10 protein-coding genes are annotated in these 15,117 nt (G+C 44.6%); all 10 read right to left on the bottom strand.

Features of this window, described 5'->3' with window-relative positions; all coding sequences use genetic code 11:
* Positions 1–238: 238 nt before the first annotated feature.
* On the bottom strand, positions 239–724 hold the full coding sequence (locus KDN43_RS02435; RefSeq protein WP_238868110.1) for a hypothetical protein: 486 nt from the start codon (positions 722–724) through the stop codon (positions 239–241).
* Positions 721–1,713 carry a hypothetical protein gene (locus tag KDN43_RS02440; protein WP_238868111.1) on the bottom strand — a complete coding sequence of 331 codons (993 nt, stop codon included), beginning with the start codon at positions 1,711–1,713 and terminating at the stop codon, positions 721–723. The genes KDN43_RS02435 and KDN43_RS02440 overlap by 4 nt, the downstream gene beginning before the upstream one ends.
* 1 nt (position 1,714) lies before the next feature.
* Entirely contained in the window at positions 1,715–3,580 is a 1,866-nt protein-coding gene (locus KDN43_RS02445) for a type II secretion system protein GspD (RefSeq protein WP_238868112.1), read from the bottom strand.
* Positions 3,581–3,591: 11 nt separating this feature from the next.
* Entirely contained in the window at positions 3,592–5,013 is a 1,422-nt protein-coding gene (locus tag KDN43_RS02450; protein ID WP_238868113.1) for a GspE/PulE family protein, read from the bottom strand.
* A 5-nt stretch (positions 5,014–5,018) separates the two neighbouring features.
* Positions 5,019–5,465: a hypothetical protein gene (locus tag KDN43_RS02455; RefSeq protein ID WP_238868114.1), complete on the bottom strand. Its 447-nt coding sequence runs from the start codon at positions 5,463–5,465 to the stop codon at positions 5,019–5,021.
* A 2-nt stretch (positions 5,466–5,467) separates the two neighbouring features.
* Positions 5,468–5,893: a type IV pilin protein gene (locus tag KDN43_RS02460; RefSeq protein WP_238868115.1), complete on the bottom strand. Its 426-nt coding sequence runs from the start codon at positions 5,891–5,893 to the stop codon at positions 5,468–5,470.
* A 286-nt stretch (positions 5,894–6,179) separates the two neighbouring features.
* A complete protein-coding gene (locus KDN43_RS02465) occupies positions 6,180–6,899 on the bottom strand; it encodes a porin family protein (protein ID WP_238868116.1) in 720 nt (239 codons plus the stop codon).
* 26 nt (positions 6,900–6,925) lie between these two features.
* Positions 6,926–7,615, bottom strand: coding sequence for an outer membrane beta-barrel protein (locus KDN43_RS02470; RefSeq protein ID WP_238868117.1), 690 nt, complete (start codon positions 7,613–7,615; stop codon positions 6,926–6,928).
* A gap of 159 nt (positions 7,616–7,774) precedes the next feature.
* Entirely contained in the window at positions 7,775–8,425 is a 651-nt protein-coding gene (locus KDN43_RS02475; protein WP_238868118.1) for a hypothetical protein, read from the bottom strand.
* A 31-nt stretch (positions 8,426–8,456) separates the two neighbouring features.
* Positions 8,457–15,089 (bottom strand): RHS repeat-associated core domain-containing protein, encoded by a 6,633-nt coding sequence (locus KDN43_RS02480; RefSeq protein ID WP_238868119.1) that lies wholly within the window; start codon positions 15,087–15,089, stop codon positions 8,457–8,459.
* Positions 15,090–15,117 lie beyond the last annotated feature (28 nt).

Genomic DNA, 15,117 nt, shown 5'->3' on the forward strand with positions numbered 1-15,117 from the left:
AAAAAGGTGCCAAATTAACTATAAAAATAAAACCTGACACAGTTTAATTTACACAACCGATAATGAGGCTGTTCGTCAGTAAAAACGTTATGAGAACGACCTGTCTTCGAGAACTTAAAGCAATAATTTTCGAAGGAAATTTTAGTTGCATCAAAAAAGCGCTACTCATTTGAACAAGATAATTAAACGTTTTCTTCATATTTATAACAAGTTTTGAGTTGATCATGAAATTGGCATATCATTTTTCAATCTGTCTTACAATCACAGTCATCACCACCTTCTCCTCTTTCATTTTCTTTTCATCATATTCGAACTGAAGAGATGATATTTTGATTGATTGTATATTGCCTTCCCAGTATTTCAGGGTTTTTACCAGATCGATATATTTCCCCGACAATGTCATATTGGCACTATACAGTTTATAATTGCCTTCGCTATCCAGCAATATGGGCTCGTATTGCTTCACTGTGATGCTGTCTTCTTCACATGCCGGACTGATTAGTTCGATCAGACGGCCATTGCTGGTCAGGTTCTCATCAGAGAACAGCACCGGTGCCAACATCGATTGGCTTAACGCCATATTCGGCAGCTGTTCTTCCAGGGTTTGAATCTGCCGATAATCATTATACAATTGAAATGTTTTGGAAAACGTGCATTTTCCCAGCACAAAGGGCATTAGTATGATCAATGCCGCTAACTTGATGATCCCGCTATAGTATCTCATAATATGATGTGTAATTCAAAATCATATGAACCGTTATCCTTCAAATTGTTGATATTGATGATGTCAACCTTGCTGAATAATTTATCTTCCTGTAAATATTGGGCGAACAGAAGTACTGTACCGGCAATTTCAGCCTTTCCTTTTACAATGATCAAATTCGCGTTGTTTTTTACGGCCCTGGCTCCGGCATTGGATCTGTTTTCAGGGAAGAAGACCATGGAGACCAATCGGACATCCTTCGGCATATAGGAGGCAATGCGATCTGATAGCAGGGCGAGGGGATATGAGCGAATCTTGTCGTACTCACCGAAAAGGCGGTTGGCTTTTTCATTGTTCTCCCTTTCCTGTTTACTTTTCTGAAGTCGGATGTTATAAGCTGTCTCACTGATCTCATATTTTTCCTTTATATTGGAAAATGCGATATAGTTGACAAAAAGGAGTACGAAGAAAAAGAGCAGAAACGGGAGCTTTATCTTATCAAACAGGCTGTCGAAAAAAAATGCGCTGAACTCTTTCGATTTCTTCAGGTGCTCAAAATTCAGCTTCTTTTCGTACAAGTCCAGCAGGGTGGTACGAAGATCGGTATCACTATGTCGGGATACTGTGATTTCCATGATGTGAAGGCTCCTGTCACGCAGTGCGTTCAATATATTTTCAACGGATGATTTTCGTATAAAATCAATGGTGGAAAAATCATTTTCTTCATGAACTGTCCAAAGCAGGTTCTCATTTTCAGTGATCTTTTTCACTCCATCATTATCGGAGGTTGCGAACTCTTTTGTACCCACGTCGCTACCTCTGATAAGCAACAGGGCGATGCCGTGCTTTCTCTTCGGCCATTCCTCCTTTTCATGACCGATCTCCCGAAGAATAATGTCGGAACTTTTTGATGAATATCTGGCAGTCGTTACCCGGGTAGAAGCAGTACCGTTACTTGCTTCCACTTCCGCAATGATGATTTCGCCCAATATAGAAGGGAGTAGTCGCATACTATTGAAGGATTATCGGCCTGATAAATACATTCAGCTTCTGGGAGGATCTTATTTTGGTGGTGTTGCCAAAAAGCAGGCGTAAAACCGGTACCCTTGCCAGAAAAGGCAAACCCCGCGAGGAGGTGTCGGTGAGGTTTTTCTCGATCCCTCCCAAAAGCACCATCTCCTGATCTTTTACCTTGATGATGGAATTAAAACTCCGCTTTGTCATCCCCGGAGGCGCATCCTCGTCGCTGCTCTCGCGCACGGTAAATTCTGCCTGGTCGAGATTGATCTGAAGGGTGATGACACTGTCGAGGCTTACGTAAGGCGTGATTTCCAGTATAAAGTTGGCCTCTACATTTTTCCACAGGTATGATTCCGATTGAAGCGGGTTTTGTGTCCCAATGATGTTGACCTGGCTCTCCTTGTAATATTTCACCTCCCCGCTTTTTAGCACGGCCTTGTGTCCGTTTAACGTAGATAGCCTGGGTGTCGACCTCAAAATGATTTTTCCGGCGTCTTCAAGAAACTTCAGATCGGCATAAAAATTGGGAGTTACCTTACCCAGGTTCATAGAACCGAAACCATTGAATGAGTTGATGATCTTGTTCACGGAAGCCGCGCTGAGCGAAAAATCGATACCCGGACTGATGACACCTCCGCTTACCGAAGGCTTGGCACCTACTCCCATGGATAAACCAATGGATTGCGACGTTTTGTCGGTGGCATCTACAATAATCACATCAAAGGAGATCAAGGGAACACTTCGGTCGATTTCATTCAGGAAGTTCATGATTCGTATTACCGCGCGCTGGTCGCCGTTGATGACAAGGCTGTTCAAATCGGGAAAGGTAATGATCTCCACGTTTGCTTTGAGTTCGGTAGGAATAAATTCCGACACTTTATCTACCATCCGATATTTCATTGGAAAAACCTGCACCGTGGATAAACGTTCCCCTTCGGTATTGCTGCCTATTATGTACACGCCATGATCTATGCGCCAGGTAATGTGGGTACCCGTGAACAGCACATTCAGAAAAGTATGCAGGTCAACTTCTTCCACATTTATATTGGTGGCATGACTGATATCGTTGGATAAAAAGTAGTTGATTCCAAGACGGTGAAACAGATCCGGTATCATGTCACGTACATTTCCTGCAGTGATCTTAGCCGTAATCAGCCCGACGCTGTCCACCAGAAGCTGATCAAACCGGAAGGCATGATCGGTTGTTTGTGATTGTTCTCCCTGGGGTTTGAACAGAGACCACGAACTTTCGGATTGCCTTGCATATCCGAGCCCGTTCACTGCCGCGATGGTTCTCACCGCCTCGTTCATATCCATGTTCGTACCATAAGCCGAAACCCGGTGTTCGTATAGAGGCTGAGGTATGACGATGTTATACCCGGTGCTCTCCATGATCTTTTTGGTTACAAACGACAATTTGCTGTCGGTAAAGTCAAAGGTGATCACCTCTCTCAGCGGATCATAAGCGATGTGTATTGGAGGCTCCGTTTCGGGTTCATTATAAGGAATAATGGATAGTATGTTATCCATTATTTCTACCTCGAGGCTTTTTTCTTTGCAGATAAAGAAAAGGATATCCACTATCGGAACCTGTTGCAGGTTGCAATTAATGAGTTTGTCAGGCCCGAAAGCCACGTTGATATTCAGAATCTGTGCTTTCGCCAGACTCCGGATCAGTTCGGAAACCGGGAAACTGGTGACAGAGACATCTACTTTCTCAGCATAACGGCTGTCGGCATACGACAAGCGCTGCAGTTTACCCTTCAGCTCAGCCAGCCGGGTTTCTTCAAGAGATTGTGCAAGCAGGTTTACCGATATGGATATCAGGATAATAAAGAAAGCGGAATATTTTTTCATCTGATCATTGTTCATATCGTTTCACTGATAAGCGGAAGAATTTCTTCCAGTGAGGTTTCACCTTTGGCAAACATTTCCAGAGCTGAATCTTTTAATGTTTTGATTTTGTGACGCTCTAGATATGCATCAATGTCAGGTTCACTTTTTCTAATGAGTTGCGATAAATGCTTGTCAATCGGTATCACCTCATAAATGGCTTTTCGTCCCAGGTAGCCGGTATAGTAACATCTTTCGCATCCTCTTTTTTCATGATAACCTGCGTTGGGATCTAAAGCAAACCCACTGGTAAAGGAAGCATCGGGATGTAATGCCTTTTTACAGTGGGGACACAACAACCGGATCAGTCTCTGTGCCACACAGGCAATCAGGGTCTCCGATATCAGGTAAGGGTGTACCCCCATGTCTATCAAGCGGGTAATGCTTCCCCATGCGCTGTTGGTATGCAGCGTAGATAATAAGAGGTGCCCGGTTAAGGAACTGCGTATGGCCATTTGAGCCGTATCCTGGTCGCGGATCTCGCCCAGCATGATGATGTCGGGGTCCTGCCGGAGGAAGGTGCGCAGGGCGCTTCCGAAAGTCAGACCTATCTCCTCCTTCAACTGCATCTGGTTAATTCCCGGCAGCGTATATTCCACGGGATCTTCAATGGTAAGGATATTGTTATCCTGTCGATTCAATATGCCCAGGGTGGCATATAACGTGGTACTTTTACCCGAGCCGGTAGGTCCGCTAATAAGGATAAGCCCGTTGGGTTGCATGATCGCCTGATAATAATCGGCATATTGCTTTTCACTAAACCCCAGGCAGCTTAGGGAAAGCAGGCGCTGATCTTTTGAGAGCAGACGGAGTACGATCTTTTCGCCGTAGATGGTGGGCATCACCGAAACGCGCACATCAAATTTGAGATTGTTCCTTTCAAAGAGGATCCGGCCATCCTGGGGTAGCCGTTTCTCGGAGATGTCAAGGTTGGCCAGTATCTTGAGACGGTTTACCAGTGCGGGGTAGTCCGTTCTATTGATGATATAGCGTTCAATCAGCTTCCCGTCGACCCTGAAACGGACACGGCATTTTTTCTCATACGGTTCAAAATGGATATCGCTCGATTTTAAGGTATCGGCTTCCTCGATCAGTTTACCTACAAAGTCAGCGTGGCTTATATTGAGGGATTGTGCATTTGAGGAGAAAGTCCGGTCCTGCCGGTAATAGAAATTCAATGCTTTGTCCAGTTCCGCATTATCTACCGGTTCAATCTCCACGCTTAAATCATAAATGATGGCAATCTCCTGTATAATTTTCTCATACGCCGTACTGCTGTCGCCATAACATTTTAGCATGTTATTTTCACCTGTTTCAAAGGGAATAATCCGATAATTCAAGGCATCGCTGCTGGAAAATAACTGGATCAGTTCGGTGGGGATATGGGCGTTTATCATAAGATTCAGATTAAGTGTTGATAGAGAAGAAGTATACATAGGCAGACTCCTACTCCCGATACCAGCGGAATGTTGCTGTCATTTCTGCGGATGGAAGCAATGATGATCCACATCAACAAGGTAACGACGAAAGATACCAGCATAAAGACAAGAAACGACCGGGGTGTAAAAAAAGGGGTCAGAAACAGGATAAACAAGATATCCCCTTTTCCTATGACCGACTGCACCGATTTATACTTCCATAAAAAATAGCCATATACGCATAATCCAATGAAGAGCGATAAAAATATGTTGGTTACCAGGTTGGTGCATGTTTCCCATAACCCGTTCTCCAACCAGCTTATGATCAGGACGGTTATTCCAAACAGCAATAAGTGCCACAAGATAACCGTTCTGCTTCTGTAATCTGAGAGGATCATCAGCGTTAAAGGTATCAGAATGATCAGTTGCATATTCAGTCTCTTTCGGTCTCTCTCAAATGTTTGTTATGATCTATTTCCCAGGTATTGAATGTGCCGTCACGGTCGAAATCCACCACAGCCATGGCCTGTGCCCGGTAACCATTCTCATCGGCTTCTACAATCTCAATCTTGTAGTTGGCAGTGCCGTCTTCACTTACGAGTGGTTGTTGTTCAAAACCCAGTTCATCCAGCGAGAGTGAGTATTTGGAATGGGTGAAGAAATAACTTTGTTGCAACGAGTGTAAAAAAACCAGTTGCTGTTGTGCCTCCACACTCTTAGCCTTCGAGATCAGTGGCATCAGGTTGGGTAGGGCAATTAACACCAGGATACCGATAATTACCAAAACTACCAACAGTTCAGACATAGAAAATGCATTCAGCCTTTTGGGAGTGAAATGCCGATTGATTAAATTTTTCATGCGACTATTTTATCTTTTTCATTACAAAGTCAAAATAAACTGTTTTTCTAAAACATGTCAATAGGTGCAGAGAAATCTCACCTGCTTTTGATGGTTAACATGCAATATATAAGATGTTTGAGAAAATAAATCTCACCAGCATAACCGGCTCAAAACCCAAAATAGGCAGGCTTGTGGTCGCATGAAAATCCCCTGTTTTTCACACAAAACTCCCCAACAATGGGTAATTGTTGGGGAGTATCACAATCACGACAGTTGTGGTCGTCAAGAAACCACTTCTCTTTCTTTAAAGAAAGTATCCAACCGAAAAGGTCGCCGTCCACATTTGTGTGGTGGGTTTTATTGAGCCGCCGCCCGAGATGATACCATATGCGGCCATATTGTTGAGTACCTGACGGAACCCGATACCGGCGGTAATGCTGTTCCTGATTTCAATGCCCGTTTCGGCTGCCAGGCCGGCGTTCCAGCGTTGCTGCAGATGCACATTGCTTTCATCCTGATCAAAAATACGCACGTTGGGCTCATACAGGCTCCATTTCAGTTTGAGGGGTACTTCGCCCGCTAACGACAGCTTCTCAAACATATCAGCTTTTAGCGCATATGTAGCAAATCCGCCTCCCATCAGGTAAATTTTGACGGTGGGTGAAAGTGCGAACTTTGTTTTCAGATACAAGGGTAACTGAAACGTGTGCATGTTCAAACTTCCGGTCACGGAAACATCTTCGGAAACATCAAACCATTTTTTAAACTGTCCGGGATTTATGTTGGCTCCACTGTTGAAGTAGATCAACTCGGTATGCAACCCCAGATGAGCACCAAACATGTATTCGGTCATAAATCCGGCATGAATGCCGGGACGCGGATCATAACTGTCGAGTTCAATGCCGTTGATATTCATGCTTACATTCGATAAATTTACTCCGCCTTTTATTCCGGTGTGGAATTGTGGAAACACGAATGAGGCCGATAATAACAATGCCGTGAGACAGATCATTTTTCTTGCCATGGTGATAGTTTGTATAAGCTTGGGGATTACCACGAACGGAAGCTGATGAACAGCGTCGCCATCAGGTTCGACACACTGATTTTCTCTTCTGGTTTCACGTTTTGTCCTTCCACGTTCAGGTTGTCAATCGAGCCCATCACGTACGACAGCTTAAGTCCCACCCCTGTCTTATTGTTCACTTTATATTCTCCTGCAATCCCAGCATTAACGCCCACGGTGGTCTTATTTCCCGTAATGCTCTGTCCGCTGTAATTCATATCGGCATTGAAGAAAAGCGGCCCGACACCCACGTGGGTAATCAACAGGAATTTTTCCGACTCGTTTCTCCCGACGAACGAAGGTCCGACATACACAATGCTTTGCGTTTCCTTGTAATTCACGGCTTGATCAATGCCCGGTATGGTTACATTATTTCCCGACGTGCTTGCCGAAGAAAAATTGGCATTCAAACCCAATCCCCAGCTTTCTTTAAAAAAGTATTGGGCATCGGCGTCAACTGTAAAACCGTGTCGCAGTTTTTTATTCATATCATCCAATGCGGCATCGCCTGTTTTCTCGATGTTGCCGAGGCGGTAAGCATAGCCACCGCCAATGGAAAAGCGGAAATCCCTATAACGTGGCATTGTTTGGTATTCTGCCTGCTGGGCCATGGCCGTTGAAAATACCGAAGTTAAAACGATAGCAGTTGCGAGTGCGATAAAGTACGTAAGTTTCATAAATAGGTGTTCTTTAAGTTGTTGATAAAAATAAATTAAAAAATATTTTATTCTTTTTCTCCACTGTAAGTGATCTTCCAATCTATTTCATTTAAATCATGAATCGTTAAGACATATTTACTATAATATAAATATTAGAACGAAAAAAGTTTATTTCCTCTATGATCCTCGATAATATGATTCTCTTTCTACTGGCCAATATGGTAATGACCTCATTATTGGAATTCCTTTTGGCCGGCGATCATCTGGATAGTATAACTTATAAACCACTTCTTTTGAACAAATATCCCCATTTTTAACGATATACTTAAACGGTACTGGATCATAAAAAAACATTGCCTCCGTTCTATTCATATCACCAGTCCCCCAAATTGGTCCAATCACACTATCATTCGACCAGACTACATTAAAATCGGGAGCACCTAACACAATACTAGTCTCTTTCATGATATTATTCAACCAAGTAGAATCACTTACATGAATGTGATCTTTGGTATACAGGTATGTTATTATTGTATCATTACACTTGAAATAGCAGTCGGGCCTTTTGAACATTATTTCAAAAATATATCTCGTCGAGAATAGATATAATTCATTGAAATTATCTCTTTCTACTATTTCTATAAGAAAAAACTTCTCATTTTGCCCTCCTGCTCCTGTTTGCATAAAATCTTCAAAAGCAACTTCTATATCATACACTACTTCGTTGCTCAACTCATTATCTTCTATATAGTGTATTTTATCACATAATTGAGGCCTTACAGTTTGAAATAAAAATAGAATAATAACGGTAAATATAATTTTTTTCATATTAAAGGTAAAATGTTTCTTAGAAATATTATTATTTGAAATAACCTGGACCACCATATTGATATCTGACACCACTCCAGCCAAGTACGTATCCAGTTATTCCAAATATTCGTGACAATAACAAATCTGCCCCTGATGGTGGACTATTATGTGGATGGGTATGTGTTTCAGAATAAACTCTAGCTCTTTGAAAAATATTGCCAATATAAAAAAAATCTCCAACTTTGTCAAAGTAAGTATAGCGGTATGCTTCATTCATAGAATTTCTCTGTTCTCCAATATTCACATTATAATTATATGGAGTAAAGTTTATTTTATTATCGTGTGCTACACTAGGTGGTCCCCAATCTACATTAAATGCTTCTCCAGATACACTTTCGAAATAATATCCTCTACTAGTTTGATAGTAAGATGTTTCCATTCCTAATTTTTTACTTAAATTTAGAGTGATTGCATCTGCTTCTTCCTGAGTACCAGTAAAATAATCTCCATCCCATTTCGGTTTTTGGTGTTGTTTGTATTTTACAGCAGTATCTTTTCGATTTTTATATGTCTCGTTTGCTCCAGCTAATTGTCCTAGTGCACCGCCAAGCGTTGAGCCTATAACCGCTCCTCTCTTTCCCATTTGATGCGCAAAACTTGAATTTCCATTACTATATAATAAGCCTCCTGCATATCCCGAACCATAACCTATTGCACCGCCAATAACTCCTCCTGCTACCGTGTATGCAGCTACAGTTCCGCTTGTACCAAAATGAGCAAAAAATGCTGTGTTTGCTAAGGCAGGAGCTCCAAGTGCAAAACCATATCCTCCTGCTCCTCCAATCACAGCACCTATTCCAATGCCAAGCCAAGTTTTTCCACTCCAACTCCACTTAAAAGGATTCAATTTTCCACCTTCCGCCGATGAACCTCCAATATACCCTCCGATTACTGCTCCAATAATAACAGGTATAAACCATGCTAGTTCACCATCCTGATCAATATACACCAGCGGATTATTCATCGCGTAGGTATACCGGTTATAATTTTGTGATATAAATGGATTTTGCACATAGGGATCGGGGCTTAAGAACCGTCCCAATGCCGCATCGTAAAGACGCGCATTCATATTAATCAGTCCGAACCAGGTCAGGTGTTCGTGACCCGTGTATCCCCTGCCGAGGTACAAAACCGGTTCACTGCCGGGCGTGTATGCGACGTGTGTGGAGGGATTTCTTAACCGTCCCCATGCGTCATAGCTTAATTCCTGTTTCAAAGAACCATCGGCATTCGCCACGTGGGTGATACTGCCCAGATAATCACGACAAATATAGTAAATATTCCACACACCCGCTTCTTTTACCAGGACAGCGGGTGCCGAATAGGCATCCCCTCCCAGATAGAGCCGTTCGGTATTGGACTGCAGGTCCAGTTCATACTGTCCCCCGATGTAGTATCTGGTCAATACCGGAGTGACTCCGTTGGCTACATACATTTTCACCCTCCCGCCGGCCGCGTTGTAGGTGAACGATGCGCTCAAGCCATTTTCGTCGATACGTGATGGACGCTGGAACGAGGTGTACGATACGCTCTGGTTGCGCAAGAGTACGGCCATGCCTTCCGGGTTGAGCATGGTCACCTGGTACGGCTTGTCCATGTTGCCGTATGCCATGGTGCCCACCCCTTCGATGTGGGTGATATTTCCATTGTCGGCATAGGTGATTACCTTGCCGGCGGCACTGGTCAGACGGTTCAGGTTGTCGTAGGAGAACGATTCCGTCCTTGTGTGTCTGTTGTCTGTACGACTTAAAAGGTTTCCTTTCTGCGTGTCAAAACTGTAGGAGAAGTTCTGGATGCTGCCGGCCGTCCTGCCGGTAGGTATACCATAGTCGTTATAGGAGTAGCTTCTGTTCATGCTTCCGGTGGTGGCTGCCGTGGGTTGACCGGGATCATTCTCCGCCGTCAGTTTCCAGATGGTGGTGGAGCCGTTTAGCCTGATCTCCGTATTGTGTCCGTAGGCATACAGGAAACTTTCCGTGCCAAGCGTCCCGCTTTGGGCCGCATATTGTACCGAGGATACATTTCCATCACCATAGGTGTAAGTCTTTTGCAGCCACTTGTTATCGGGAACGGTTTCCTTTTCTGTCAGTATCCGGTCAAACGTGTCGTAAGTGAATGCCTTAGAGGTACCGTTCGTGGAAGTTTCGCCCGCCAGTAACTCGTCCGCATTATACACGTAATTAGTCGTGAACTCACCCTGCCGTTGCAGGCTGGTGATACGGCCATATTTATCAAAAACCGACACGCTGGTTCCCTTGGGGTTTGTTTCGGTAAGAGTCAACACTCCCGCAGAAGAATAGACGGGCTCAGTAATTTGGCGCCCGGCGCTCGGGTCCACCAAGGCGGTTTGCCTGCCAAAGGCATCATACTCAAACGAAGTGATAACACCACCCGGAGCCGTGATGGACGAGGGTTGTCCGTCGGGGCGGAGGCTATAGGAGATGGTTCCCCCGGGGTCGGTCACGCTTGCCAAGGCACCCGAGGCATCGGTCGTTTTGGTGGTAGCAATTCCGTTTTTGGTTTCCGTCACACTCAACCCGTTGTAACTCCAGGAGGTAGTTTTGCCGGAAGCTTCCAAAAGCTGGGTAGGACGGTGATAGGTGTCGAACGAATAGCTATTCCAGTAAGATGGAGAAGCGCCTCTGAAAGGCAATGACACCTTCTCGAGCCTGCCCTTGTTGTCGTATGCGTTGTCCACATACTGCCACTGGCCGTCGAAACGTTGATTCCCTTTGCGCAACCCACGCCCCGCCGCATCGTAATGTGCCACTGTTGAAGGTTGTCCGGTAACCGTCCTGGTCACGGTGTACACTCCCTGTCCGCCCCATGCGGGTGTGGTGGCTTCAGTCACGCCATCATGACCCGTCACTGAAACAGGTTGTCCCCAATCATCAAACGTGCGGGTAGTGATACGTCCTTTGTGGTCGGTAACTGTACGTGCATTCCCGTACTTATCGTAATTGGAGAATGTGGTAGTTTGCGAGAATGCATTGGTCTGCGAGGCAAGATACCTTCCGGAGGGATCATAGGTATAAGTATTTCCTAAAAACTCCGTCACGTTGTAGGGCGCCGTTTTTTCAGAGGCAACAATACCACTGCCGTTCGTCTCGTATGTCCACTTGGTTTCTCCTGTTTTATTCACGGCAGTCGTGCCGGTGTAGGTGCTCCTGCCCAGTGGAAGGCGGGTTGTGGCATCGTATGTAATCTCTTCCTTGTCCTGCCACGACGCACCACCGCGTGTACTGGTCACTGTTTTTATCAATGGTTGCCCAATCAGGTAGCGCGATGAGGAAACCGAGTTATGATAGGTTTGATTGGTGACAGTATTCAAAGCCGAACCGATATTATGATTCACTTGTGTCGGGTTACCATATGCATCATAGTCATAATAGGCATAGGTGTAAACATTGGTCAGCTTATCTGTTTCCGACACGTTATATGCCCTGGGGTTTGCCTGCTTGTTACTTTCTTCGTTTCTTATGTAGTTATAAAAACTCTCTTTCAACGGGGAACTGAGAGATATTGTGACACCAAACATCTGGGGATCTTTGGTTTCAACGGACTCCATGTTTAGCATGTAGTCAAACGTTCTTACTTTCTCGAATCCACAAAAGCCCAGTCCCTGCTGGTGAATTACCGCCCCGTAATAGGTATAATATTGATGCTTTATGTAATTCCCGTAGTTTGGTAAAGTGACATAAGCCGAAGAGAGTAGGTTCAACGGGAAAATCGAAGATGCGTACGGGTAAGAGCGGGATGTTGTGGTTGGGATATAATTACCACCCTCCGCCATATTAGAATAGTTGTTCTGATGCAGCGAGCCGTAACTGTCTGTCGTCAATGTGAGCAAGTTTGCCTTGCTCTCGTCCTTGGTATAGGTTATGGTATATATTTCAGCATCTTTAATACAAACCAGGTAGCTTGAGTTGTAATAATTCACCACATTCGAAGGCATAAAACCGGATGTTCCGGAAGGAACGTTGATGGGGCTCACCGGCGTGGAGCTTTGAATGGTTCCTTTGGAATTTAAATACAACTTTGCCTGTGTGCCCCTTATTTGTATCAGGTCGGAGAGCCCGTCCCGGTTCATATCCATCACGGTTATCTTGTCATCATATTCTACGTTGACAATATTCTGCGTGGTGGCGGTAAATCCTTTCCCCGTATTGATATAGCAACTCCATTGATTCCCGTTATCCACATATCCCATTTCAATTTCGGCCAATATCACAGATCCATGTGTGGGGCAGCAAAGACTTTGCCCCGGATAGTTCGGATCGTTGTAACATGTTTGTAACTGTAAACCACACTCGCGGCAGCTTGCGTTATAAGGATTCTGCTCATAATAAAGCTTAAGATCTATGCCACAGTATCTGCAGTGAATACTATACGAGTCTGTGATGGGTTCGCTTCCATCACAGTATGGGCAATTATGCGGAGCCCACACCGGAAGTTCCACATACTGTATGTCTTGATATGAATCATTCGGTGGGACAAGGATGTCGAGCTTGCCGTCCGCGTTCAAATCTCCGAACTTTACTTTTTTGTAAAAGGCCGACCGGGGAACAGCGGTAGAACCGTACTGATAGGTGAAGCTGTTTCCCGAAAGGCCGTACACATTGTAAGCAGAAGCGCTTGCATGGCACAATTCAGATTTGGCGTCACCGTTCACATCAAACGTGTGCACATATGTATCTTCGTAAGTGGAATGTGAAAAAAGTGTGTTCTCACTGATCAGACTCCCGCTGTTCAGGTCGACCACTGCAAAGTAAGAGGTCCTGTCCTGGTTATCAAAAGTCTTGTTGTGCGAAACGGTCACCATTTGTATCTGTCCGTCTCCTCTGAAATCTCCAAAGTAGTAGCTTCTGGAAACAGGACTGTAATAATAGTCGTCGCTGTTGACCACCCCTTCCACATTTACATTGAAGGTGCGGGTAGTGTATGCAGTTCCCGTCGTGAGGGTGTAAACCGTTACCTTCAGGACGGTCTTGGATCCGGATGTCCCGTTAAAGTTCACTTTAACGATTTCATCCACGCCGTCTCCGTTCACATCCACGGCATTGATGGTTTGAAATCCAGATTCAGCTGTAATGGAGATTGAATTGCTGAAGAAATCGAGATTTGGTACAATCAGGATGGTTTGATCGGCAGGATAAGTACTCCCATATAAATAGGCATAAACGTAATGGAACGGCACCCATCTTCTTCGTGTAGCTAACAGGCCATACGTTGAAAATTTACCCGGGAAGGTGATCATACCGTCGCCGAAACTGTTTTTTCGGAATTTTCCACGAATATACTGCATCTTATTGGCCGGGGTGTTGTTAAAATACTGAGAAAGGAATCCATACAGCTCTTCATCAAATTGCCCGTTTGACATATAAGACGGATAGTAGTCATAACCGAAAACGAGTGGGTTCAGGGAACTTGTGCCGGAAGAACAATCCAGCCGGGTAAGCCTGTTTACTTCGCTTTCCAGCGTATGGGTAAGGGTATACGTCCGTATTTCCTGTCCATTATTGTAAGAGGTCACCTTTTTCAATAATTGATTCAGAGAGATTCCGGTATTGGAAATATAAGCGGTAGTGTAATCTGTTCTGGCAACATATTCAAACCGGATTTCAGCCGGATGTGTGGTTGTCTTGCTTCCATACTTTATCTTCGAGATGAAATACATGTTGCCGGACTGCAAATATTCAAAATCTATCCTGTACCCTTTCATATCCACGATGGAGGTTACAGGATACGTATGTTTCATGACCGTGTTGTTGGTAAATCCGTAGGTTGCCTTGCTGCCATCGGGGAACAAGGCCTCAAAATAGGCAACATTGCTGCCGTACATGATTTTCTTCACCAAGATATATCCTTGTGCGGTCTCGTAATGGTAGTCGGGAACAGCGGTATTGTTGTTCGTGACCAACCGGGTTCCGTCCAAAGAAAAGGCACAGGCTGAAGGATTGGAAAGATCGGCCGGGGCGCTTGTCCCGTCGTAGTGTATGGTTTTGTTGGTTACATTGATCGCTGTCAATCCGGAAATGTTCCAGCCATATCCTGCCGGCGAGTTGCCCATTTGGCTGTTGTAGTTCAATGACACCTGAGGAGCAGCTGAAGCAACCGGGGCGGTGAGGATTGGAACAGTGATCGTTTTACCGCCGGAAGGTGTCACCCCTTCTTCAAAAGGAATCTGCCCCACAGACTTGCTTTGATCGATTGACTGTACGGTGATGCCGGTGGTCGTTGCTCTTTCGGGCTGAGTTTCAGCCGACGCCTCCTTCCTGTCAGCCGGTGCTTTCTTTGCATTCGCATTGACGGTAGATCCGGAAGTATATAATTCACCGAAATCAAAGGGTTCATAAATATAGTGTGTAATGGTATCGCCTTTTGCGGTTATTTCAAAGCGTGTTCTGACATCTTTCCTTTGTTGTAATTCCGCTATCTCGTCGGACACATTTTTCACCGTGCCTGTTCTCAACGAATCTGGTACCGGATTTCTCCTCACGACGGAATGGATGGTATCATCGGCCGTTTGGGAAAAAACGACCGTGTTTACAATCGATAAAACGAGTATCCCGGCAAAGATTATTACCGGAACACTTTTTATGGAAGTGTATAAAGTTTTCATAAGGGTATGTGTCAAGTTAGGTATTTGG

Source organism: Proteiniphilum propionicum (assembly GCF_022267555.1).
Classification (GTDB): Bacteria; Bacteroidota; Bacteroidia; order Bacteroidales; family Dysgonomonadaceae; genus Proteiniphilum; species Proteiniphilum propionicum.

Excerpts from the sequence above, each read along its gene's own strand:
- KDN43_RS02480 (WP_238868119.1), bottom strand. The coding sequence starts at position 15,089 with ATGAAAACTTTATACACTTCCATAAAAAGTGTTCCGGTAATAATCTTT.
- KDN43_RS02475 (WP_238868118.1), bottom strand. The coding sequence starts at position 8,425 with ATGAAAAAAATTATATTTACCGTTATTATTCTATTTTTATTTCAAACT.
- KDN43_RS02460 (WP_238868115.1), bottom strand. The coding sequence starts at position 5,893 with ATGAAAAATTTAATCAATCGGCATTTCACTCCCAAAAGGCTGAATGCA.
- KDN43_RS02455 (WP_238868114.1), bottom strand. The coding sequence starts at position 5,465 with ATGCAACTGATCATTCTGATACCTTTAACGCTGATGATCCTCTCAGAT.
- KDN43_RS02435 (WP_238868110.1), bottom strand. The coding sequence starts at position 724 with ATGAGATACTATAGCGGGATCATCAAGTTAGCGGCATTGATCATACTA.
- KDN43_RS02445 (WP_238868112.1), bottom strand. The coding sequence starts at position 3,580 with ATGAAAAAATATTCCGCTTTCTTTATTATCCTGATATCCATATCGGTA.
- KDN43_RS02440 (WP_238868111.1), bottom strand. The coding sequence starts at position 1,713 with ATGCGACTACTCCCTTCTATATTGGGCGAAATCATCATTGCGGAAGTG.
- KDN43_RS02470 (WP_238868117.1), bottom strand. The coding sequence starts at position 7,615 with ATGAAACTTACGTACTTTATCGCACTCGCAACTGCTATCGTTTTAACT.
- KDN43_RS02450 (WP_238868113.1), bottom strand. The coding sequence starts at position 5,013 with ATGATAAACGCCCATATCCCCACCGAACTGATCCAGTTATTTTCCAGC.
- KDN43_RS02465 (WP_238868116.1), bottom strand. The coding sequence starts at position 6,899 with ATGGCAAGAAAAATGATCTGTCTCACGGCATTGTTATTATCGGCCTCA.